The 22477-nt window shown below is 58.9% G+C and carries 19 protein-coding genes; 16 read left to right on the top strand and 3 right to left on the bottom strand.

Annotated elements, in window-relative coordinates:
• Positions 1-73: 73 nt before the first annotated feature.
• From tsf to lpxB, 12 genes are all read left to right on the top strand, one after another.
• Positions 74-1000, top strand: coding sequence for a translation elongation factor Ts (gene tsf, locus H4W29_RS00455; RefSeq protein ID WP_192727210.1), 927 nt, complete (start codon positions 74-76; stop codon positions 998-1000).
• A 95-nt stretch (positions 1001-1095) separates the two neighbouring features.
• Positions 1096-1818, top strand: coding sequence for a UMP kinase (gene pyrH, locus H4W29_RS00450; protein WP_183747484.1), 723 nt, complete (start codon positions 1096-1098; stop codon positions 1816-1818).
• A gap of 51 nt (positions 1819-1869) precedes the next feature.
• A complete protein-coding gene (frr, locus tag H4W29_RS00445; protein WP_007822407.1) occupies positions 1870-2430 on the top strand; it encodes a ribosome recycling factor in 561 nt (186 codons plus the stop codon).
• 37 nt (positions 2431-2467) lie between these two features.
• Positions 2468-3211, top strand: coding sequence for an isoprenyl transferase (locus tag H4W29_RS00440; RefSeq protein WP_192727209.1), 744 nt, complete (start codon positions 2468-2470; stop codon positions 3209-3211).
• A gap of 2 nt (positions 3212-3213) precedes the next feature.
• Positions 3214-4044: a phosphatidate cytidylyltransferase gene (locus tag H4W29_RS00435; RefSeq protein WP_192730643.1), complete on the top strand. Its 831-nt coding sequence runs from the start codon at positions 3214-3216 to the stop codon at positions 4042-4044.
• Positions 4045-4073: 29 nt separating this feature from the next.
• Positions 4074-5207, top strand: coding sequence for an RIP metalloprotease RseP (rseP, locus tag H4W29_RS00430; RefSeq protein ID WP_192727208.1), 1134 nt, complete (start codon positions 4074-4076; stop codon positions 5205-5207).
• A 200-nt stretch (positions 5208-5407) separates the two neighbouring features.
• A complete protein-coding gene (gene bamA, locus H4W29_RS00425; protein WP_192730642.1) occupies positions 5408-7747 on the top strand; it encodes an outer membrane protein assembly factor BamA in 2340 nt (779 codons plus the stop codon).
• Positions 7748-7797: 50 nt separating this feature from the next.
• On the top strand, positions 7798-8859 hold the full coding sequence (gene lpxD, locus H4W29_RS00420) for a UDP-3-O-(3-hydroxymyristoyl)glucosamine N-acyltransferase (RefSeq protein ID WP_192727207.1): 1062 nt from the start codon (positions 7798-7800) through the stop codon (positions 8857-8859).
• Positions 8852-9319: a 3-hydroxyacyl-ACP dehydratase FabZ gene (fabZ, locus tag H4W29_RS00415; protein WP_192727206.1), complete on the top strand. Its 468-nt coding sequence runs from the start codon at positions 8852-8854 to the stop codon at positions 9317-9319. The genes lpxD and fabZ overlap by 8 nt, the downstream gene beginning before the upstream one ends.
• The gene (lpxA, locus tag H4W29_RS00410; RefSeq protein WP_192727205.1) at positions 9316-10134 is read left to right on the top strand and encodes an acyl-ACP--UDP-N-acetylglucosamine O-acyltransferase; all 819 of its coding nucleotides are present in this window, start codon (positions 9316-9318) and stop codon (positions 10132-10134) included. The genes fabZ and lpxA overlap by 4 nt, the downstream gene beginning before the upstream one ends.
• Positions 10135-10137: 3 nt before the next feature.
• Positions 10138-11019: an LpxI family protein gene (locus H4W29_RS00405; RefSeq protein ID WP_192727204.1), complete on the top strand. Its 882-nt coding sequence runs from the start codon at positions 10138-10140 to the stop codon at positions 11017-11019.
• Complete coding sequence (lpxB, locus tag H4W29_RS00400; protein WP_192727203.1) at positions 11016-12185, top strand: lipid-A-disaccharide synthase; 1170 nt, start codon at positions 11016-11018, stop codon at positions 12183-12185. The genes H4W29_RS00405 and lpxB overlap by 4 nt, the downstream gene beginning before the upstream one ends.
• 31 nt (positions 12186-12216) lie before the next feature.
• Here lpxB and gltA read toward each other — a convergent pair whose 3' ends face one another.
• Positions 12217-13506 carry a citrate synthase gene (gltA, locus tag H4W29_RS00395; RefSeq protein ID WP_192727202.1) on the bottom strand — a complete coding sequence of 430 codons (1290 nt, stop codon included), beginning with the start codon at positions 13504-13506 and terminating at the stop codon, positions 12217-12219.
• A 340-nt stretch (positions 13507-13846) separates the two neighbouring features.
• On the opposite strand from gltA, the gene H4W29_RS00390 reads away from it, so the two are divergent.
• Entirely contained in the window at positions 13847-16222 is a 2376-nt protein-coding gene (locus H4W29_RS00390; RefSeq protein WP_246517078.1) for a ComEC/Rec2 family competence protein, read from the top strand.
• Here the strand turns inward: H4W29_RS00390 and lexA are convergent.
• Positions 16203-16928 carry a transcriptional repressor LexA gene (gene lexA, locus H4W29_RS00385; protein WP_112568048.1) on the bottom strand — a complete coding sequence of 242 codons (726 nt, stop codon included), beginning with the start codon at positions 16926-16928 and terminating at the stop codon, positions 16203-16205. The genes H4W29_RS00390 and lexA overlap by 20 nt on opposite strands.
• 196 nt (positions 16929-17124) lie before the next feature.
• On the opposite strand from lexA, the gene H4W29_RS00380 reads away from it, so the two are divergent.
• Both H4W29_RS00380 and kdsA read left to right on the top strand, forming a co-directional pair.
• Positions 17125-18012, top strand: a complete 888-nt coding sequence (locus tag H4W29_RS00380) for a VOC family protein (protein ID WP_192727200.1) — start codon at positions 17125-17127, stop codon at positions 18010-18012.
• Complete coding sequence (gene kdsA / locus H4W29_RS00375; protein ID WP_192727199.1) at positions 18009-18857, top strand: 3-deoxy-8-phosphooctulonate synthase; 849 nt, start codon at positions 18009-18011, stop codon at positions 18855-18857. Before H4W29_RS00380 ends, kdsA begins: the two co-directional genes overlap by 4 nt.
• Before the next feature lie 13 nt (positions 18858-18870).
• Here the strand turns inward: kdsA and H4W29_RS00370 are convergent, their stop codons facing one another.
• Complete coding sequence (locus H4W29_RS00370) at positions 18871-20682, bottom strand: methyl-accepting chemotaxis protein (protein ID WP_192727198.1); 1812 nt, start codon at positions 20680-20682, stop codon at positions 18871-18873.
• 474 nt (positions 20683-21156) lie between these two features.
• On the opposite strand from H4W29_RS00370, the gene eno reads away from it, so the two are divergent.
• Positions 21157-22431 (top strand): phosphopyruvate hydratase, encoded by a 1275-nt coding sequence (gene eno / locus H4W29_RS00365; RefSeq protein ID WP_192727197.1) that lies wholly within the window; start codon positions 21157-21159, stop codon positions 22429-22431.
• The last annotated feature ends 46 nt before the right edge of the window (positions 22432-22477 follow it).

Genomic DNA, 22477 nt, shown 5'->3' with positions numbered 1-22477 from the left:
GTACATTTCGTGCCTCAATCCGGTGCCGCACCGCGTTCTGCGGGCCACCGAATAAACCGACAAGAGGAAGCTTATGACCGAGATTACGGCTGCACTGGTGAAGGAACTGCGCGAAAAGTCCGGCGCAGGCATGATGGACTGCAAGAAGGCGCTGACCGAGACCAACGGCGACATCGAAGCCGCGATCGACTGGCTGCGCGCCAAGGGCATCTCCAAGGCCGACAAGAAGTCCGGCCGCGCCGCTGCTGAAGGCCTGGTCGCCATCGCCGGCGCCGGTCACAAGGCTGTCGTCATCGAGCTCAATTCCGAAACCGACTTCGTCGCCCGTAACGATGCCTTCCAGGATCTCGCACGCGGCATCGCTGAAGTTGCGCTCTCCACCAACGGCACCGTCGAAGCCATTTCGGCTGCGACCTATCCGGCATCCGGCAAGCCGGTCGCCGACACCGTCAAGGAAGCGATCGCAACCATCGGCGAGAACATGACGCTTCGTCGTGCAGCCAAGCTGGAAGTCGAGCACGGCGTCGTCGCGACTTACATCCACAATGCTGCCGGCGACGGCATCGGCAAGCTCGGCGTTCTCGTCGCGCTGAAGTCGGTGGGCGACAAGGCCGTTCTGTCCTCGATCGGCCGTCAGGTTGCCATGCACATTGCCGCGACCAACCCGCTGGCGATCCGTGCCGAAGAAGTCGATGCCGCAGTCGCCGAACGCGAACGCAACGTCTTCATCGAGCAGTCCCGCGAATCCGGCAAGCCGGAAGCCATCATCGAAAAGATGGTCGAAGGCCGCATGCGCAAGTTCTTCGAAGAAGTAGCCCTTCTCTCGCAGTCTTTCGTCATCAACCCGGAACTGACGGTCGGCGCTGCGGTCAAGGCAGCCGAAAAGGAAGCCGGCGCTGCGATCGAAGTCGTCGGCATGGCCCGTCTGCTCCTCGGCGAAGGCGTCGAGAAGGAAGAGACCGACTTCGCAGCTGAAGTCGCTGCTGTCGCCAAGGGCTGATCTTTCAGCCATATTTGGGAAAACCGAAGGGCATCGCGTGACAACGCGGTGCCCTTCGTGTATCGGGCAATTGCGGCAATATACGAGGAGCCAACATGACGTCGGAACCAATCTACAAACGTGTTCTACTCAAGGCTTCCGGGGAAGCCATGATGGGTGCCCAGGGCTTCGGTATCGACGTTGCGGTGGCAGACCGCATCGCGTCCGACATTGCCGATGCAAGGCAGATGGGCGTCGAAGTCGGCGTCGTTATCGGCGGCGGTAACATCTTCCGCGGCGTGGCCGTGGCGTCCAAGGGTGGCGACCGCGTCACCGGCGACCACATGGGCATGCTCGGCACGGTCATCAATGCGCTGGCGCTCGCGACCTCGCTGCGCAAGCTGAACATCGATACCGTGGTTCTGTCGGCAATCTCCATGCCGGAAATCTGCGAAAGCTTCTCGCAGCGCGCCACGTTGTATCACCTGTCGCTCGGCAGGGTGGTGATTTTCGCCGGCGGCACGGGCAATCCTTTCTTCACCACTGATTCTGCTGCAGCACTGCGCGCCGCCGAAATGGGCGCCGAGGCAATCTTCAAGGGCACGCAGGTCGACGGTATCTACACCGCCGATCCGAAGAAGGATCCGGAAGCGACGCGTTTCGACCATTTGACACACAAGGAGGTTCTCGACCGGGGCCTTGCGGTCATGGATGTGGCCGCTGTTGCGCTCGCGCGCGAGAATTCCATTCCGATCGTTGTTTTCTCGATTCACGAGAAGGGACGTTTCGCTGAAATCTTGACGGGTGGTGGTCTCAAGACCATCGTATCCGACAACTGATAGGGAGCTGCGCCGTTGCCGGCGCAAATCTTCTGAGACAGGAGAATAGGTATGAGTGAAGGTATCGACATCAAGGAACTGAAGCGCCGCATGGACGGCGCTGTTTCCGCGTTCAAGAGCGACATTGCATCGCTGCGTACGGGCCGCGCTTCGGCCAACATTCTCGATCCGGTGACGGTGGAAGCCTATGGTTCGCGCATGCCGCTGAACCAGGTCGCCAACATCACCGTGCCGGAGCCGCGCATGTTGACGGTGTCCGTCTGGGACAAGAGCATGGTTGGCGCCGTGGACCGTTCGATTCGCGAATCGAATCTCGGCCTGAACCCGATCGTCGACGGCCAGAACCTTCGCATACCGCTGCCGGAGCTCAACGAAGAGCGCCGCAAGTCTCTGGTCAAGGTCGCCCATGACTATGCCGAAAAGAGCAAGGTTGCGATTCGCCATGTTCGCCGCGACGGCATGGACGGCCTTAAGAAAGCCGAAAAGGATGGCGTAATCGGCCAGGACGAAAGCCGGGCACAGTCGGAACGCGTTCAGAAAATGACGGACGAGACGATTTTGGAAATCGACCGCTTGCTTGGCGAGAAAGAAAAGGAAATCATGCAGGTCTAGTATACTTGCGTCCTCGCCAAGAAAGACCGGACGGAAAATGTCGGAAACTTCATTTTTGACTGCGCCAGAACACGTCGCGATCATCATGGATGGCAACGGTCGTTGGGCAAAGCAGCGCGGCCTGCCGCGGACGATGGGACACCGCAGGGCGGTCGAGACCGTTCGCCAGACCGTGCGCACTGCCGGCGATCTTGGCATCAAATACCTGACGCTCTTTGCCTTCTCCTCGGAAAACTGGCGTCGCCCGGAGGCCGAGGTAACCGATCTCCTCGGCCTGCTGAAGGCCTTCATCCGCAGCGATCTCGCCGAGCTTCATCGGCAGAACGTGCGCATCAGGGTGATCGGCGATCGCGTCAATCTGCGCAGCGATATCCTCAAGCTTCTGCTGGAAGCCGAGGAGACGACCAAGGCCAATACGGCGCTGACACTCGTCATCGCCTTCAACTATGGTTCTCGCGACGAGATCGCTCGTGCCATGATGAGCCTCGCCAAGGATGTGGAGGAGGGGCGTCTCAGGTCGCAGGATATCACCGCTGCGCTGATCGATGCCCGGCTAGATACCGCCGGCATCCCCGATCCTGATCTCATCATCCGCACGAGCGGCGAAGAGCGGCTCTCCAACTTCCTGCTTTGGCAGGCTGCTTACTCGGAATTCGTCTTCCTGCCGGAATATTGGCCCGATTTTAGCCGCGAGCTTTTCCTTTCGGCGCTTGAGAAGTTTGCCTCGCGCGACCGCCGCTTCGGCGGTCTTTCCGCGCAGGCCGCAGCAGTGAACACTTGATGATGAAGCAGGAACTGAAGCTCCGTATCGTTTCAGGCCTGATTCTCGCGATCATCATTCTTGCCGCCACCTGGTATGGCGGCTTTATCTTCCGCATTGTGGCGGCGGCGATTGCGCTTCTGATCTATTACGAATGGTCGACGATCACAGGCATCGCACGCGACCGGGTCACGAACATGCTCGGCTGGGTGGGTGAGGTGCTGCTTGCCCTGCTCGTTCTGGCGGGCGCATTCGAATATGCCCTGGGAATGCTGATCGCCTTGACTGCTCTCGGCATCGCCATGATCTTCCTGCATCGCGCCAGCCGCTGGTTCGCACCGGGCCTTTTATACGCCGGCGGCACAGGATTGGCGCTTGCCGCGATCCGCGGCGATGAACCGCTCGGCCTCTATGCGATGCTCTTCATCTTCGCCGTGGTCTGGGCGACCGATATTCTGGCCTATTTCGTCGGGCGCGCGCTTGGCGGTCCAAAACTTGCTCCGCGCATATCGCCCGGCAAGACATGGTCGGGGGCGGTGGGCGGCGCCATTTCAGCCGTTGTTGCCGGCGCTGCCGTTGTCCATTTCCTGGTGCCGGAAGCCCTGGATCGCGCCGCGGTGATCGCGCTCGTCCTGTCCGTTTTCAGCCAGTCGGGCGATCTTTTCGAAAGTTTTATCAAGCGAAAATTCGGCGTGAAGGACTCCAGCCGCCTTATTCCGGGACATGGCGGGGTCATGGACCGTGTCGATGGACTGATTTTTGCCTGTTTTTCGGCGTTCTTGCTTGCTGGCCTTTTTTCGCTGATAAAGGGCGGCGGGACCACGTCGCTCGGTGCGGCATTGTTCGGCCTTTGATCATTACGGCCAGATAGAAGAAGGAAGTCATGGAAGCGGTGACCGGCATATTCGGTTTTTTGACGGGCTACATCGTCCCCTTCGTCATCGTGCTGTCGCTGCTCGTCTTCGTGCATGAGATGGGCCATTATCTGGTCGGGCGCTGGAGCGGTATCCGTATCCTCGCCTTTTCCGTCGGCTTCGGCCCGGAGATCGCCGGTTTCACCGATCGCCACGGAACGCGATGGAAAATATCGGCAATCCCGCTCGGCGGCTATGTTCGCTTTTTCGGCGATGAGGATGCGTCCAGCAAGCCGGATACGGACAGGCTAGCCGCGATGACGGATGAGGAGCGAGAACGTTCCTTCGCTGGCGCAAAGCTTTGGAAGCGCGCCGCAACCGTCGCAGCCGGCCCGATCGCCAACTTCATCCTTGCCATTGCCATCTTCACGGTCCTTTTCGCAGTCTACGGCCGCACGGTGTCCGATCCTGTTGTCGCTGAAGTGAAGCCGGACAGCGCTGCAGCGGCAGCTGGCGTGCTACCGGGCGACCTGCTCGTCTCAATCGATGGCACCAAGGTCCAGACTTTCGACGACGTGCGGCGTTATGTCAGCATCCGTCCGAACCAGAACATCGTCGTGACCGTTGAGCGTAATGGCGAGATGATGGATCTGCCGATGGTCCCGCAGCGCACCGACATCACCGACCAGTTCGGCAACAAGATCGAGGTTGGCCTGATCGGGATCGTCACGAACGAGGAGGTCGGCCACTTCCGCCTGCAAACCTTTACGCCGCTGGAAGCGCTGCATGAGGGCGTAACCCAGACCTGGCATATCGTGACCGGCACCTTCAAATATATCGGCAATCTGCTCAACGGATCGATGAAAGCCGATCAATTGGGTGGGCCGATCCGCGTGGCGCAAGCTTCGGGCCAGATGGCTACGCTTGGAATAGGCGCGTTGCTGCAGCTTGCTGCGGTTTTGTCAGTTTCGATTGGATTGCTGAATTTGATGCCGGTTCCGGTACTTGATGGCGGCCACCTGATGTTCTATGCGGTGGAAGCGGTTAGGGGAAGACCGCTGGGTTCTTCGGCTCAGGAAATTGCGTTTCGCATTGGCCTGGCCATGGTGCTTACATTAATGGTTTTTGCCACCTGGAATGACATTAGCGCGCTCATCGGCTAGCGCGTAAAAGATAGGGAAAATTACTGTTTATTTACGATGTTTCAAAGCTGTAGTGGCGAATGGGTCACGCTTCGAAATGAAGTAAACAGAAATTAACGAGCTCCCTTGCTTGTATGTCAAAAGCGGGTAAAACGACACACGTGGCCGGAATCGGGGTGTCCCCTGGGGCCGGAGACGAGGGAAAAAAGGTAATGGGTGAAATGAAGGCTGGTTCAAAGTTTTTGAACGCAGTATCGGCGATTGCGCTGTCTGCTAGTGTTGTTGCTTCTGGCGCAGGTGCTTTGACTTTCGTTTCGGCTACGGCTGCGGAAGCTGCCGTCATTCAGCGGATCGACGTGCACGGTGCAAGCCGCGTCGGTGCTGAGGCTGTTCGGTCGAACCTCACCATTACCCCCGGCAAAAGCTTCTCCAACACTGATATCGACGACTCCGTAAAGCAGCTTTACGGCACCGGTTACTTCTCCGATGTCAAGATTTCGGTTTCCGGCAGTACTCTCGTCGTCAACGTTCAGGAAGCGCAGCTCGTCAATCAGGTCGTCTTCAACGGCAACCGCAAGGTCAAGGACGACAAGCTGGCAGCCGTCGTCAAGACGCGTGCCGCTGGTCCTTATAGCGATGCGCAGATCCAGTCCGATATCGCGGCGATCAAGGAAGCTTATGCCGCTACCGGCCGCAGCGAAGTCGAAGTGACGACGCAGGTCGTCCCGCTCGGCGAAGGCCGCGTTAACCTCGCTTTCGTCATCAATGAAGGCGACCGCACCAAGATCGATGCCATCAATTTCGTTGGCAACCAGGCCTATAGCGCCGGCCGTCTCGCCGCGGTCATTCAGACCAAGCGTTCGAATTTCCTCTCGTTCCTGACCCGCAAGGACGTCTACAACGAAGACAAGCTACACGCTGATGAAGACGCGTTGCGCCAGTTCTATTACAATCGCGGTTATGCCGACATGCGCATCGTTTCTTCCGATGCCACTTTCGACGAAGCGACGAACAAGTACACGCTGACCTTCAACATCGAAGAAGGCCCGCGTTATGATTTCGGCGCGGTCAGCGTTCAGTCGACCGTTGAAGGTGTCGATGCCCAGCAGCTTCAGGGGCTGGTCAGAACCCGCGAAGGCCAAGTCTACAGCGCCAAGGAAGTTCAGAAGTCCATTGAGGCGATTTCCGATCAGGTTGCTTCGGCCGGTTATCCCTTCGCGCGCGTCACGCCGCGCGGCAATCGCGACCTGAACAACAATACGATCGGTGTCGAATACCTCGTCGACCAGGGCGAGCGCGCCTATGTCGAGCGTATCGAAATCCGCGGCAACAGCCGCACGCGCGATTACGTTATTCGCCGCGAGTTCGACCTTAGCGAAGGCGACGCCTTCAATCAGCAGATGATCACCCGCGCAAAGCGCCGTCTTGAAGCGCTCGGCTACTTCTCCTCAGTCAACATTTCGACCCAGCCGGGCAGTTCGCCTGATCGCGTCGTCATCGTCGTCGATGTGCAGGATCAGTCGACCGGTTCGTTCGGTATTGGTGCCGGTTATGCGGCGGGCGGCGACGGTCTGTTGCTCGAAGCTTCGGTCGAAGAAAAGAACTTCCTCGGCCGCGGCCAGTATATCCGTATTTCGGCCGGTGGCGGTCAGGAAGGCTCGCGCGCCTACGGTATCAACTTCACCGAGCCTTACTTCCTCGGTTATCGGCTTGCCGCTGGTTTCGACGTCAATCACAGTGAGACGTCCAGCAACGACAACTACGATTACGAGGAAACCAGCGGTGTTCTGCGCGTAACGGCGCCGATCACCGAAGATCTGGCGACGACGTTCCGCTATAATTACAAGCAGATGAAGTACGATTCCAGCGGAAACAGTCTGGCCGATTTGTCCGCTACCTATCAGAACCTGGTCAACGAAAGCCCGTGGACGCGGTCTTCCATATCGCAGACGCTGACCTACAATACGCTTGACGATACCGTTCTGCCGCGTGAAGGTATCTATGCTACTGCGACGCAGGAAATTGCCGGCCTTGGCGGCGACTCCCAGTACTATAAGATCTACGGTAAGGCCCGTTACTACCATCTGCTCGCTGACGATGCCGACATCATCGGTTCGCTCTCGGCTTCAGCTGGTTATGTCGTTGGCTTCGGTGATCACCTGAATGTCTTCGACCAGTTCACGCTCACCAATTCCGATATTCGCGGCTTCGAAAACAAGGGTATCGGCCCGCGTATCACCAACCCGGATGACCCGCTTGGTGGCACGACTTACTTTACCGCTTCTGCCGAAGCGACGTTCCCGATGCCGGGCTTCCCGCGTGACTTCAACCTGCGTGGCGCAGTCTTCGCAGATGCCGGCACGCTGTTTGGCAACGATGTCGAGCTTCTCGGTTCGGATACTGCAGAAGGTGACGGTTCCTCGTTGCGTGCTTCGGTCGGTGTCGGTCTGATCTGGCAGTCGCCCTTCGGGGCGCTGCGCGTCGACTACGCGATCCCGGTCGTGAAGGAAGACTTCGACAAGACTCAGCGCTTCAAGTTTGGCATTAACAACCAATTCTGATATCGGCAGTCCGGAACTGTAAATTTCAATTCCGTTCTGGAGTTTTGCCGATGGAGCAAAATACTTTTTTTCTGCCCCATGAAGGCGTGAGACTCGCTGAGTTAGCGCAATTTCTTGGGGCAGAACTTGGCAATCCCGCCCATGGCGATGTCATTATCCGCTCTGTCTCTCCTATAGCCAGAGCGCAGGCAGGGGATATCTGTTATATCCTCTCTCGCCGCAACCGCGACGAGTTCCTGACCTGCGAGGCGTCGGCCGTGATTTGCGACAAGGCGCTGGCTGAGCTGGTGCCGCCGCATATCCCTGTCGTGATCTCTTCCAATCCGCATGCTGCCTTCGCGATGGCCGGCGGGTATCTTTATCCTGCCGCTCTCAAGCCGGTCACCTTTTCGTCCGGCGAGACGGAGATCGCTCCGAGCGCTATCATTGATCCGACCGCGCGGCTCGAGAAGGGCGTGATTGTCGAGCCGATGGCAATCATCGGCCCTGGCGCGGAGATCGGCGAGGGTACGCGCATCGGCGCTCAGTCGATCATCGGTCCCAACGTCAAGATCGGCCGCAACGGTTCCATCGCGGCGGGCGCGAGCATTCTCTGCGCGCTGATCGGCAATGGCGTCATCATCCACAACGGTGTCCGTATCGGCCAGGATGGATTTGGCTATGCGCCGGGTCCGCGTGGCATGATCAAGATCGTGCAAATCGGTCGGGTTATCATCCAGGACAATGTCGAGATCGGCGCCAATACAACGATTGATCGCGGCGCCATGGACGATACCGTCATCGGCGAGGGAACCAAGATCGACAATCAGGTGCAGATCGGCCACAACGTCCGTATCGGTCGCCATTGCGCCATCGTTTCGCAGGTCGGCATGGCCGGCAGCACCATCATCGGCGATGGTGTGCAGATCGGTGGACAGGTCGGCCTCAAAGGACATATCACCATTGGCGATGGCGCGCAGATCGCTGCAAAAAGTGGTGTCATGACCGATCTTGCTGCTGGCGGCCGCTATGGTGGAATACCGGCACGTCCGCTAAACGACTACTTGAAATATGCTACGCAGCTCTTGGCAAAATCGGGAGCGCGCGGAAAAAAGGGAGGCAAGAATGACTGAGGAAACAGCCGCGACGCTCTCTTCGGCGGACATCCTGGAAATCATGAAGCTGCTGCCGCATCGCTATCCGTTTCTGATGGTCGACAAGATCGTCAATATCGATGGCGACAATGCTGCCGTGGGCATCAAGAATGTAACGGTCAACGAACCGCATTTTACCGGCCACTTCCCTGACGCACCTATCATGCCGGGCGTATTGCTCGTCGAAGGCATGGCGCAGACGGCAGGCGCCATCTGCGCCAAGAAGGAAGGCCAAACCGGCAACCTCGTCTACTTCATGACGATCGACAATGCCCGCTTCCGCAAACCGGTCGTGCCGGGCGACCGCGTTGAATATCACGTGCAAAAAATCAAGCAGCGCGGCAATATCTGGAAATTCCATTGCGACGCAAAGGTCGACGGTGCACTCGTCGCTGAGGCCGATATCGGCGCGATGATCGTACGTAAGGACAACGCATGAGCATGATCGCCGAAAGCGCCAGAATCCATCCGATGGCCGTGGTCGAAGACGGCGCCACGGTCGGTGAAGGTGTGGTGGTCGGCCCGTTTTGCCATGTTGGTCCCAAGGTCACGCTTCACGACAATGTCGAACTGATCAGCCACGTCGTAGTTCTCGGTTTGACGACTGTCGGCGCCGGTACGCGTATATTTCCTTCGGCCGTCATTGGAGGCGACTCGCAAAGCGCCCGACACAGCGCCGTCGACACGTCGCTGATCATCGGGCGCAACTGCACGATCCGCGAGGGTGTTACGATGAACACCGGCACCGTCGAACATGGGGGTTCGACGGTAATCGGCGACAACAGCCTTTTTCTTGCCTATTCGCATGTTGCCCATGATTGCCGCGTCGGCAACCATGTCATCATGTCGAACAATGTCATGCTGGCTGGCCATGTCGCGGTTGGTGATCACGCAATCATCAGCGGCGGCGCCGCAGTGCACCAGTTCACGCGAGTCGGCAAATATGCCTTTGTCGGCGGTCTCTCGGCCGTGAGTTACGATGTCATTCCCTACGGCATGCTGAACGGCAATCCCGGCATTTTGAGCGGCCTCAACGTTGTCGGCATGACGCGCGCCGGCGTTGATCGCGCCGTCATTCACACGGTTCGCCGTGCCTATAAGGCGATCTTCGAGGGCGCCGGCTCGATCCGCGAGAATGCAGCCCAGATCCGCGACGAATATGCCGATTGCGAGCAGGTGGTCGAGATCCTCGATTTCATCGCGGCCGAAAGCGATCGCGCGCTGTCTTCGCCGAGCCGGGGACAGAAGGGCTGATTTGTGGCTTCCGACGGCGACACTGCTGAAGGCCGGCTGGCGATCATTGCCGGCGGCGGCCTTTTGCCGTCCTATGTCGCCGAGGCTGCGCGTTCTGCCGGTGAAAATCCTGTTATCGTTGTCCTGAAGGATGAGGGCGATCGTCGTTGGGACGGTTTCGACCACGCTACGATCGGTATCGGTGATTTCGCTTCGCTCGATCGACTTTTCAAGCGGTATGGAGTGGGCCGTGTCGTCATGTCGGGCAGCGTCCGCCGACGACCGGAATGGCGCGAGGTACGGCCGACGCTGCGTATTCTGACCAAGGTACCCGCCGCCATCCGTACTCTGCTTTCCGGGGGCGACGATACCGTTCTGAAGATGGTCATCAACCTGATAGAAGGGCGAGGTTTGCGTGTCGTCGGCGCCCATGAGATTGCACCGGATCTGCTGGCAACAGCAGGCCCGCTGGGCGCTGTTTCGCCCAATGAAGATGATCGTCGTGACATAGAGCGCGCAGGCAAGGCGGCGGACGTGCTTGGCAGTCTGGATATCGGGCAGGGCGCCGTCTCGATCGGCGGGCGCGTCGTCGCTGTTGAAGGCGTTGAGGGCACGGACGGCATGCTTGACCGCGTCGCGGCCCTGAGAGCAGCAGGCCGTATATCGCCGCGCCGGCGCGGTGTGCTGGTCAAGCTCAGCAAGCCGCAGCAGGACATCCGCGCCGATCTGCCGGCGATTGGCGTGTCTACCGTGCTCAACGCAAAAGCCGCCGGGCTTGCAGGGGTGGCCGTCGAAGCTGGCCGGGCGCTGATGCTTGATCGCGACGCGCTCATTAAAGTGGCAGATGAAAACGGTCTTTTTGTCTGCGGTATCGACAAGGGCTTGCCGGGATGGGGGCTTCAATGAGCGACAGACCGCTGAAGATTGCCGTCGTAGCCGGCGAAGTCTCCGGCGATCTCTTAGGTGCCGATCTCATCGCCGGGCTCAGGAAGATCCATTCAGGGCCGATCGAACTCGTCGGCGTCGGCGGTGAGGGGCTGCAGAGCCAGGGATTGAAATCGCTCTTCGATTTCTCCGAGCTTTCCATCATGGGCATTACCCAGGTTTTGGCCAAGCTGCCCAGGCTCTGGTCTCTTATCCGACAGACGACTGCTGCGATCGTTGCCGCCAGGCCCGATATCCTCCTCATCATCGACAGCCCGGATTTCACCCATCGCGTCGCCAAGCGCGTGCGCACGGCACTGCCTGAGCTGCCTGTGGTCAATTACGTCTGCCCGAGCGTCTGGGCCTGGAAGGAATATCGGGCGCAACGCATGCTCGCCTATGTCGATCACGTGCTTGCAGTGCTGCCGTTCGAACCGGCCGCGATGCAGCGCCTGAACGGCCCGGCGACCACCTATGTAGGGCATCGCCTGATCGCCGATCCCGCGCTGCTGCAAACCCGTCGCCTGCGCGCCGGTCGCGAGGCGGGTATCGGATCAATCCTGCTTCTTCCCGGCTCGCGCTCGTCCGAGATCAAAAAGCTTCTGCCCTATTTCGAAGTTGCGGCCCAGGAGTTCGTGGCCCGCAATGGCGCGAAGCGTTTCATTCTGCCGACCGTGACGCACAAGGAAGCGCTCGTGCGGGAGATGACGTCGGGCTGGACGGTAAAGCCCGAGATCGTTGTCGGCGCCGAGGCGAAGTGGAAAGCCTTTGCCGAAGCCGATGCAGCCATGGCGGCCTCTGGCACCGTGATTCTTGAACTGGCGCTCGCCGATGTTCCCGTCGTTTCGGCCTACAAGGTCGATTGGATCATGCGCATGCTGACATCAGGCATCAAGACCTGGAGCGGCGCACTGCCCAATCTGATCGCCGACTACGCGGTCGTCCCGGAATATCTGAACGACATCGTGCGCGGCGCAAGCCTCGCGCGCTGGATGGAGAGGCTGTCAGCCGACACCTACCAACTCAAGGCGATGAAGGAAGGCTACGAGCTCATCTGGCAGCGTATGCAGACGGAGAGGCCGCCAGGCGAACATGCCGCGCAGATATTGCTTGATGTTCTCGCCAACAAAAAACCCGGCCATTCCTGACCGGGTTTTCTTTTCGCTTCGAAGTCTGCGTTTAGCGCTTGGAGACCGGCACGTAATCGCGCTTCGGTTCGCCGATATAGAGCTGGCGCGGACGGCCGATACGCTGTTCCGGATCTTCGATCATTTCGTTCCACTGTGCGATCCAGCCGACGGTACGGGCCAGAGCGAAGAGCACGGTGAACATGGTCGTGGGGAAGCCCAGGGCCTTCAGCGTAATGCCGGAGTAGAAGTCGATGTTCGGGTAGAGCTTCTTCTCGATGAAGTATGAGTCGGTCAGAGCGATGCGCTCCAACTCCATGGCGACTTCGAGAAGCGGATCGTCCTTGATGCCGAGTTCGCCGAGAACTTCATGCGTGGTCTTCTGCATGATCTTGGCGCGCGGATCGTAGTTCTTGTAAACGCGGTGACCAAAGCCCATCAGGCGGAACGGATCGTTCTTATCCTTGGCGCGGGCGACATATTCCGGAATGCGGTCGACAGTCCCGATTTCCGTCAGCATGTTGAGGGCTGCTTCGTTGGCGCCGCCGTGAGCGGGGCCCCAGAGGCAGGCGATGCCGGCAGCGATGCAGGCGAACGGGTTGGCACCTGAGGAGCCTGCGAGACGGACCGCCGAGGTCGATGCGTTCTGCTCGTGATCCGCATGGAGGATGAAGATGCGGTCCATGGCGCGTGCGAGCACGGGATTGACGACATATTCCTCGCAGGGGACGGCAAAGCACATACGCAGGAAGTTGGACGCGTAATCGAGATCGTTCTTCGGGTAAACGAAGGGCTGGCCGATATGATACTTATAGGCCATCGCGGCGAGCGTCGGCATCTTGGCGATCATTCGCAGGCTGGCGACCATGCGCTGATGCGGATCGGTGATGTCGGTAGAGTCGTGATAGAAAGCCGACAGCGCGCCGACGCAACCGCACATAACGGCCATCGGGTGGGCGTCGCGACGGAAGCCGGTGAAGAAGCGGCTCATCTGCTCATGCACCATCGTATGGTGCGTGACGCGGTAGTCGAAGTCCTTCTTCTGAGCGGCGGTCGGCAGTTCGCCGTAGAGCAGCAGGTAGCAGGCTTCGAGGAAGTCGCCGTGCTCGGCAAGTTGCTCGATCGGGTAGCCACGATGCAGCAGAACACCTTCATCGCCATCGATATAGGTGATCTTCGATTCACAGGATGCGGTCGACGTAAACCCGGGATCGTACGTGAAGGAAGCCGTATTTTTGTAGAGTGGACCGATATCGATGACGTCAGGTCCGACTGTGCCTTTTCGGACGGCGAGGTCGACTGATTTGTCACCGATTTTGATTGTAGCGCTTTGATCCGTCATGCTGATCCTCCGGAGTGGCGGTGGCGCCGCAAAAGCGCCATAAGAGTTAAGCGTCCTCAGCGATAGCTATATGATCGCGAAGCTAATGCCAAGTTACCGTGATGCCATTTTGTGCATTGCGGCATCATCTTTTAGGCACTGCAGCGATGAGCTAAATGCATATCAGAACACCATGATTTGACTGGATTTTTCGCTCCCGTGAATTTTCCTCGAATTTCAATCGATTATTGTTTGCTCGTTTTGATTTCAGGTTGCATTCTGCCGGTATCCGGGGGCGGGTCCAGGCGATTATGGTGGGGTTAGAGACAGAGAACGACAAGAGCAATCCATTGATGAAAAGATGGATTTTGCCGGTATTGCCCTGCGCGCCATTGTGACGCAATCGGCGAGGACGCAGGTTGAAATCCCATTTCGATGGCGATTGGCGACCGTTGCGAAACGATACGTCGGGTTGTCGATGCGTATGGCCGCCGAAGAGGCCGGCCACGGTCGCCTCATCCTCTTCTCGCCGGTCTTCCTTGGCGCGGGTGCCGCGACCTGGTTTCTGGCCGCCTCGGACTTTTCGGCCGTCTCGCTCGCCCTCTGCCTGGCTGTGCTCCTTACTGCCGTTGCGCTCTGCGGTTATGCCCGGACGAAACTGCGGGCGACGCTGCTTGCTCTCCTTCTTTTTGCCGGTGGAATGCTCTCGGCGCAGATCGAAACATGGCGGACAAAGACCCTGATCCTCGATTCAGCCGTAACGACAACGGTGACCGGCCGGATCGAACGCCGAGAAGGCGATGGCCAAGGGCGCTGGCGTTATATTCTTGACGTCACCGGTACGGATGCTCCTGCGATCAAGCGTCCGCCCGAACGCATCTCAGTGCTGGTCCGCGGGGCTACCCAGCCGTTCGAACTCGGCGATGTCATCGAGGGCAGGGCGCGTCTCACGCCTCCGGCAGGACCGGCGCTTCCCCGCCTCAATGACTTTGCCTTCAGCGCCTATTTTGACGGCATTGGCGCCAACGGCTTCTTCTACGGAGCACCGAAGAGGGCTGCAGAACAGCCGGAGCGAGCCGGTTCGGTCCATGAGACTGCCCTGGAGTGGCTCTACCGGCTGAGAAGCGGCATCGGCGATCGGATCCGCACCACCTTGCCCGGCGACACCGGAGCCTTTGCCGCTTCGCTTGTCACCGACGAGAGACGGGCGATTTCGGATGAGACGACAGAAGCGCTGCGCCAATCCGGTCTTGCCCACATCATCGCGATCTCCGGCCTCAACATGGCGCTCTCCGCCGGTATCTTCTTCGTCGGTCTGCGCGTCATCCTCAGCCTGTTCCCAGGCATTGCACATGCGTGGCCGACCAAGAAGATTGCGGCTGCCGGCGCACTCGCAGCGGTAACTGCTTACTATCTGATCTCGGGTTTTGCCGTCTCCGCGGAACGCGCCTTCATCATGATGGCGATCATGCTGGTTGCCGTCTTCTTCGATCGGCCGTCGATCAGTCTCAGAAACGTCGCCCTGTCCGCTCTCGTGATCCTCGCGGTCTCGCCATCGGAAGTGCTCGGACCAAGCTTTCAGATGTCTTTCGCCGCAACACTTGCCCTGGTCGCCGGATACGACCTCTGGAAGGGGCGACCGATGCGGGAGAATGCCTTCGCCAAACTTCCGATCATGAAACCCTTCTTCGTGGTCGGTGGCTTCTTTGGTGGCGTTTTCCTGACGTCGCTGATCGGTGGCTTTTCGACGGCACTGTTTTCGATCGAGCATTTCCACCGGCTGACGGCCTATGGCTTGCCGGCAAATCTCGCGGCGATGCCTGTCATTACGTTTGTCGTCATGCCATTCGGCATGATTGCCATGTTGCTGATGCCCTTTGGCCTGGACGGCTGGGCATGGCAGGTGGCAGGCTTCGGGCTCGATCTCGTAATCGTCATCGCAAAGACGGTATCGACTTGGGGCGGTAATATAGATGTGGGCCGTTTGCCCGGCTGGTATTTTCCAACAGCCGTCCTTGGCTTTCTGCTGCTGACCCTCCTCAGGACCCGGCTACGGCACATGGGAACGGCGATTGTCGCGGTCTCGACGATCGCTGTTGTACTGTTTCCGTCAGAGGCGATACCCGACATCACCATCTCCGAAGATGGCAGCCTGGTCGCTATAATCGATGGAGAGGTGATGGCTTCGAACCGTGAAAAGCCGCCCGCCTTCATCTTCCAACAATGGCAAAGGGCACTTGCCATCGAAGAGCATCAGAAGCCGGTTATGCTCCAAGCTGCAAGTGCGCTGACTGCGGCTGATGGCAAAAGACTGCGACTGTCACCCGATCAGCAGAATGAAGCCAGAGAGACAATGAGACAGGCAGTCGCCATCAACCCGGCGTCACGCTTCTCCTGCCTGAAGGGCGCCTGGTGCACCACCTTGCTCGGCAATGGAAAGAGGCTGATCGTCATCGACGATGCTGCCTATCTCGGACCAGCCTGCGATACGGCTGATATCGTCGTGACACCCGTCCGATTGCACTTCGACCGTTGCCGTTCCGGCGCGCTGCTCTTTACCGGCGAGACGCTGCGCAAGACAGGTTCTGTCGAACTTCGATTCACCGCTAAGGGAATCGATGTCGTAACCTCATTCGGTCCATTGCAGAGACCCTGGATACGCCACCGCGCCTATGACTGGCGCAGTGATACATTCACAGACGCAGGCCAGTCACCGGTCAGTGATAGCGGCGAATGAGGCCGACGAGTTTTCCCTGAACCTTGACGCGATCCGGCGGGAAGATACGTGTTTCATAGGCAGGGTTTGCTGCCTCGAGCGCAATCGATGCGCCCTTGCGGCGGAAGCGCTTGAGCGTTGCTTCCTCGTCATCCACGAGCGCGACGACGATATCGCCCGGGTTAGCCGTGCTGCCATTGCGGATGATGACGGTATCGCCATCGAAGATGCCGGCTTCGATCATCGAGTCGCCGCGAACTTCGAGCGCATAATGTTCGCCGGAGCCGAGCATATCGGTGGGAACGGTAATGTCATGCGTATTGTTCTGGATTGCCGAGATCGGCACACCGGCGGCAATGCGGCCCATGACAGGAACGGAAACCGAATTGCCGTTGTCTGCAGCAGGTGCTGGCTTTGCCGAGGCGGGAGGTGCTACTGGCTGGGGCTTGCCAAGGCTGCCTTCGATGACGCTCGGCGAAAAGCCACGCCGTGGCTGCAGGCTCGGGCTATAAGCTTCCGGCAGTTTGATGACTTCGAGCGCACGTGCCCGGTTCGGAAGCCGGCGAATGAAGCCGCGTTCTTCGAGCGCCGTGATCAGCCGATGAATGCCGGATTTCGAGGCCAGATCCAGCGCATCCTTCATCTCGTCGAAAGACGGCGGAACGCCTGACTCCTTCATCCTTTCGTGAATGAAAAGAAGGAGTTCCTGTTGTTTGCGCGTGAGCATGGCGTGTAACCCCAGTCTTGAAACAAATCCAGAACGGACACTATATGTTCCATATGTGTTCCGCAAGTAGCTAAATTTTCGTAAAACTTCTGTTCATTCTGATGAGAATTTTATTTTTCTCGGCCCCAAGCCTTCCCGGCCTTGTCTCGCAACGCCTGCTGAAGCACATCTCCTTGTGACTGCTGGAGGGGACCTAATGAGCCAAGTCACGCTTCCGATCGATCATCTCGTTTTGCCGGTTACCGATATCGACCTTGCCCGCGAAAGACTGGGCAAACTTGGTTTCACCGTCGCGCCGGATGCCCGCCATCCCTTCGGGACGGAAAATGCCTGCGTTTTCTTCGCCGACAAAACCTATCTGGAGCCGCTAGGCGTTGCGAGCGTCGAAGTGAGCGAGGAGACAGCGCGCGAAGGCAATGTCTTCACCGCCCGCAATCAGGCTTTTCGTTTCCGGTGCGGTAGCGAAGGACTGTCTGCGATTGCCTTCGCGACGGCGGATGCAAAGCACGAACATGCTCGATTCGTGAAAGACAGTGTGAGTGCCGGTTCTGTGTTGCAGTTCGAGCGCCCGGTGAAAATGCCGGATGGCACGGAGAATATTGCCGGCTTCCGGCTCGCCTTCGCTGGCGACCTCCGGGCACCGGATTTCTTTCTCTTCGCTGTCGAGCGCATCAATCCTCTCCCTGCCAACCGGAATACGCTGGAGGCCCATGCCAATGGTGTCACAGGCATTGCAGAGATCGTGCTCGCGGCCCCCGAGCCGACAGCTTTCGGCGAGTTCGTTTGCTCGATGGCAAAAGCCGCTTCTGCTGATGTCACGAGTTTCGGGTTGGATGTGTCCACCGGAAACGCAAAGATCAGCCTGATGACCCCGGAAGGGCTGGAGGCTTATTTCGATCTTGCCACGTCGGATACCGATCGTGGTCTGCGCGGTCGGGCGATCCGCTTTGCTGTCGGCGATCTGGCCGTGACAGAAGCGCATTTGGCTGCTAACGGGGTGACCTATACACGCAAGGGCAACCGTATTCTGGTGAAGCCTGCGCCCGGCCAGGGCGTGCTCTTCGCCTTTGAGGAAACATCATGAGCTCTACTACCAACTCCGTGGTGACGGTCGGCGAAGGCGTCGGCAAGGTCACTTTCTCCAATGCTTCACGCCTGTCGCTGATTGCCGGCGCTTGCGAAATGGAAAGCCGTGACCATGCGTTCATGGTTGCCGGCACATTGAAGGAACTCTGCGCCAAGCTCGGCATCGGGCTCGTCTACAAGACCTCTTTCGATAAGGCGAACCGTTCTTCCTTGTCGAGCAAACGCGGTGTCGGCCTTGAAAAGGGGCTGGAAGTTTTCGCCGATCTCAAGAAAGAACTCGGCATTCCGGTTCTGACCGACATCCACAACGAAGAACAATGCGCCGAAGTGGGTAAGGTCGTCGATATCCTGCAGATACCAGCCTTTCTGTCTCGCCAGACGGATCTCCTGGTCGCGGCTGCCAAGACCGGCCGCGTCATCAACGTCAAGAAGGGCCAGTTCCTGGCGCCTTGGGACATGAAGAATGTGCTCGGCAAGCTGAACCAGAGCGGCAATCCGAACATTCTGCTCTGCGAGCGTGGTGCGTCCTTCGGTTACAATACGCTGGTCTCCGACATGCGTTCCCTGCCGATCATGGCAGCAACGGGTGCCCCCGTCATTTTCGACGCCACGCATTCAGTCCAGCAGCCTGGCGGGCAGGGGGAAACCTCCGGCGGCGAGCGGCAGTTCGTGGAGACGCTGGCCCGTGCGGCCGTCGCTGTCGGCGTCGCTGGTGTCTTCATCGAAACCCATCAGGATCCGGACAACGCGCCCTGCGACGGACCGAACATGGTCTATCTCAAGGACATGCCGCGGCTTCTGGAGAAGCTTCTCGCCTTCGACGCGGTCGCCAAAGCCGCGTGAACGACAGGCAGCATCAGGCTGCCGCGCGGGACGGGGTTCTTTCCTCAAGCGCGAAGCGGGAGAGCAGGCGCCCGAGATGGGACGCTTCATTGCCGAGCTCTCGGCAGGCGGCATTCGTCTCCTCGGCCATCGCCGCATTCTGCTGTGTCACCTGATCCATACGGTTGACGGCAGCATTGACCTCGACGAGCGCGACCGACTGTTCCGAAGACGAGCGCACGATCGCTTCGATCAGCGCCGTCACCTGCAGCACCTGGCGGTCGATATCGCCGAGTGCCTCGCCGGTACGGTTGACAAGTGCCACGCCTGCGGAAACCTGTCGCGACGACGTCTCGACGAGAAGCTTGATTTCTTTGGCGAGATTGGCGGACCGGCCGGCGAGCTCGCGGACTTCCTGGGCGACGACGGCAAAACCCTTCCCGGCGTCTCCGGCACGTGCTGCTTCGACACCCGCATTGAGCGCCAAAAGATTGGTCTGAAACGCGATTTCATCGATGGCGTTGATGATATCGCCGATCCTGACAGCAGATTCCTCGATCTTTTCCATAGCGGTAACCGCTTCGGAAACGATCTTGGCGGAATGCGTTGCACTTTCCTTCGTGGCCGACATCATCGCATTGGCTTCCTGGGCCCGCTCCGAGGAGTTTTTCACCGTGACCGTGATCTGATCCAGCGCCGAAGCCGCCTGTTCGAGTGAAGTAGCCTGACTCTCGGTGCGCTGTGCCAGATCATTGGTGCTGAGCGCGATTTCGCGCGAACTGTCGCCGACCGTATTCGTGGCGGCATAAATGTCTTTCATGGCATCGGAAAGAATGATGATGCTTGTATTGAAGGTCTCACGAAGCTTCTCATAAGTGTTGGCGAACTGCTCGTCGAGACGCACGGTCAGGTCGCCGCGTGAAAGACGCTCCAAGCCGGCACTCAGGCTTTCGATGACGCCCTGGCGCGTGGCATTCTCCGCGCTCTTCGATGCGTCGAGTTCGGCATCGCGGCGCATCTGTGTCTGCCGTTCCTCGTCCTGATGCGCGCGTATGGCGTTCCGTTCTTCTGCCGATTCGCGAAAGACCGTGACTGCGCGCGCCATTTCTCCGATTTCGTCGGATCGTCTGACATAGGGAACTTCGCGGGAATAGTCGCCGCTCGCGAGGACGGCCATGTAGTCGCGCATCGCCGATAGCGGCACGATCGCGCGCCGACGGAACATGTAGAGCCCGGCAACGATGAGCACGAATGAAAGTGCCGCGGCCGATAGCGTGACGGCGGAGAGCAGTTCCGTCTGTTCTGCTGCCTGTTTTTCGGCATCCGCTTGGAAGGCGTTCGCCATCGCCACGAGTTCGTTCACGGCCTTTTCGTGAACATGAAAATTCGTCGCAAGCTCGAGGAGCGCCGGTTCGACGGCGGCCTTGTCGCCCTTGAGGATCGCAGGGACCGCCTCCTCATCCATGACTTGCCAGAAGGCGTCGCCCTTGACGAGAACGTCATCGAGAAGCTTGCGTTTGAGATCGGCGCTGAGCGGCGTTTCGGACCAATATTTGCGGCGGTCCTCATAAGCCGACTTCAGAACCGTTCGAATGCGTTCGATATTGGCCGTTGCCGTAGCCGGCTGCTCGACGGCTTCGAGCGCGAGCATATAGGGTTCGATGACATAGAGCGGCGGTGGGAGAATATCGGCGACGAGATCTTTGCCATAGATGATCTGTTTATACATCAGGCCGTTCACACGAAGCATGTTGAATGCGTAATTCTGCAAGCCGATGGAGGTGACCAGTCCGAGGATGACAACGGCACCGAAAATGGCAAGGCTGCGTGCGATATTGAGTTTCATCTGTGCCTCATTTGAAATGCCGCCAAGAGAGTCGATAAAATCCCGTACTGGTTGTTTTTGGAGAGAATCCCAGCTGTTCGTTCCAACCGTTCCACATTGCCTGAGCGGCCGGAACGACTGACTTTTGAGAGTCTCGCCCAGGCGTTAAAAATTAAGTCGGGATAGTTACCGAAGGCTGAAATCAAAGGGCGGGAAGCCGTCCAAAATTGGGGCTGTTGTGGAAATGTTCAGCCGTGGGTTGCTGCCGACGGTGGCAGCTTGCCAACATTCTGCCCGGATAAGCAGTTTATCGTCTTTCGATGGGTGGGATATGCTGGCCGGCGACTGACGTTCCCTTCAAAACCCTGACATGATTGTGCTATAGGCCACGTCTGATGCGCTGCCCGAACGTGCAAAATTGCGGCATTGTAATTTGCGCACCTTCGATTAAGACGGTTTCAAACGATTTACCCACCCACCGAGCAGGAAAAAACCATGACTGCAATTACCGATATCATCGCCCGCGAGATTCTCGATAGCCGTGGTAACCCCACCGTCGAAGTCGATGTCTATCTCGAAGACGGCAGCATGGGCCGTGCGGCTGTTCCCTCGGGTGCTTCGACCGGCGCGCATGAAGCTGTCGAACTGCGCGATGGCGGCAAGCGCTATCTCGGCAAGGGTGTCGAAAAGGCCGTCGAAGCCGCCAACACCGAGATCTTCGACGCCATCGGCGGCATCGACGCTGAAAACCAGATCCAGATCGACAAGATCATGATCGAGCTTGATGGCACGCCGAACAAGTCGCGCCTCGGCGCCAACGCCATCCTCGGCGTTTCGCTCGCCGTCGCCAAGGCTGCCGCTGAGGCTGCCGGTCTGCCGCTCTACCGTTACGTCGGCGGCGCTTCCGCAAGCCTCCTGCCGGTTCCGATGATGAACATCATCAACGGCGGCGCCCATGCCGACAACCCGATCGACTTCCAGGAATTCATGATCCTGCCGGTTGGCGCAGATTCGATCCGGGAAGCCGTGCGCATGGGCTCGGAAGTCTTCCATACGCTGCGCAAAGAACTCGCCGCCCAGGGGCACAACACCAACGTTGGCGACGAAGGCGGTTTTGCACCGGGCCTGAAGAGCGCCCCGGAAGCCCTCGACTTCATCATGAAGTCGGTTGAGAAAGCCGGCTACAAGCCGGGCGAAGACATCTATCTCGGCCTCGATTGCGCCTCGACGGAATTCTTCAAGGATGGCAAGTATGTGATGGAAGGCGAAGGCCGCACGCTCGAGCCGGGCGCAATGGCCGAATACCTCGCCGAACTCGTCGGCAAGTACCCGATCATTTCCGTCGAGGACGGCATGGCAGAGGACGATTGGGAAGGTTGGAAGACGCTGACCGATCTTGTCGGCAAGAAGTGCCAGCTCGTCGGCGATGACCTGTTCGTCACCAACTCGGCTCGCCTGCGTGACGGTATCCGCATGGGTGTTGCCAACTCGATCCTCGTCAAGGTCAACCAGATCGGCTCGCTGACGGAAACGCTCGATGCGGTCAACACTGCGCACAAGGCAGCCTATACCGCCGTCATGTCGCACCGTTCGGGCGAAACCGAAGATTCCACGATCGCCGATCTCGCAGTTGCCACCAACTGCGGCCAGATCAAGACCGGCTCGCTGTCGCGCTCGGATCGCCTTGCCAAGTACAACCAGCTGATCCGTATCGAAGAAGGTCTCGGCCCCCAGGCTCAGTATGCCGGCCGCTCCATCATTCGCGGCTAATACGATCTTGGAAATCAGGCATTTGGAACCCGCGCTCCGGCGCGGG

It is taken from the genome of Rhizobium viscosum (assembly GCF_014873945.1).
In the GTDB taxonomy this organism is placed as follows: domain Bacteria; phylum Pseudomonadota; class Alphaproteobacteria; order Rhizobiales; family Rhizobiaceae; genus Rhizobium; species Rhizobium viscosum.
This window is presented reverse-complemented; position numbering and strand designations above follow the sequence as displayed.

What these genes read in the sequence shown, in the direction of transcription:
- tsf (WP_192727210.1), top strand. Translation starts at nt 74, where the DNA reads ATGACCGAGATTACGGCTGCACTGGTGAAGGAACTGCGCGAAAAGTCC.
- pyrH (WP_183747484.1), top strand. Translation starts at nt 1,096, where the DNA reads ATGACGTCGGAACCAATCTACAAACGTGTTCTACTCAAGGCTTCCGGG.
- frr (WP_007822407.1), top strand. Translation starts at nt 1,870, where the DNA reads ATGAGTGAAGGTATCGACATCAAGGAACTGAAGCGCCGCATGGACGGC.
- H4W29_RS00440 (WP_192727209.1), top strand. Translation starts at nt 2,468, where the DNA reads ATGTCGGAAACTTCATTTTTGACTGCGCCAGAACACGTCGCGATCATC.
- H4W29_RS00435 (WP_192730643.1), top strand. Translation starts at nt 3,214, where the DNA reads ATGAAGCAGGAACTGAAGCTCCGTATCGTTTCAGGCCTGATTCTCGCG.
- rseP (WP_192727208.1), top strand. Translation starts at nt 4,074, where the DNA reads ATGGAAGCGGTGACCGGCATATTCGGTTTTTTGACGGGCTACATCGTC.
- bamA (WP_192730642.1), top strand. Translation starts at nt 5,408, where the DNA reads ATGAAGGCTGGTTCAAAGTTTTTGAACGCAGTATCGGCGATTGCGCTG.
- lpxD (WP_192727207.1), top strand. Translation starts at nt 7,798, where the DNA reads ATGGAGCAAAATACTTTTTTTCTGCCCCATGAAGGCGTGAGACTCGCT.
- fabZ (WP_192727206.1), top strand. Translation starts at nt 8,852, where the DNA reads ATGACTGAGGAAACAGCCGCGACGCTCTCTTCGGCGGACATCCTGGAA.
- lpxA (WP_192727205.1), top strand. Translation starts at nt 9,316, where the DNA reads ATGAGCATGATCGCCGAAAGCGCCAGAATCCATCCGATGGCCGTGGTC.
- lpxB (WP_192727203.1), top strand. Translation starts at nt 11,016, where the DNA reads ATGAGCGACAGACCGCTGAAGATTGCCGTCGTAGCCGGCGAAGTCTCC.
- gltA (WP_192727202.1), bottom strand. Translation starts at nt 13,506, where the DNA reads ATGACGGATCAAAGCGCTACAATCAAAATCGGTGACAAATCAGTCGAC.
- H4W29_RS00390 (WP_246517078.1), top strand. Translation starts at nt 13,847, where the DNA reads ATGGATTTTGCCGGTATTGCCCTGCGCGCCATTGTGACGCAATCGGCG.
- lexA (WP_112568048.1), bottom strand. Translation starts at nt 16,928, where the DNA reads ATGCTCACGCGCAAACAACAGGAACTCCTTCTTTTCATTCACGAAAGG.
- H4W29_RS00380 (WP_192727200.1), top strand. Translation starts at nt 17,125, where the DNA reads ATGAGCCAAGTCACGCTTCCGATCGATCATCTCGTTTTGCCGGTTACC.
- kdsA (WP_192727199.1), top strand. Translation starts at nt 18,009, where the DNA reads ATGAGCTCTACTACCAACTCCGTGGTGACGGTCGGCGAAGGCGTCGGC.
- H4W29_RS00370 (WP_192727198.1), bottom strand. Translation starts at nt 20,682, where the DNA reads ATGAAACTCAATATCGCACGCAGCCTTGCCATTTTCGGTGCCGTTGTC.
- eno (WP_192727197.1), top strand. Translation starts at nt 21,157, where the DNA reads ATGACTGCAATTACCGATATCATCGCCCGCGAGATTCTCGATAGCCGT.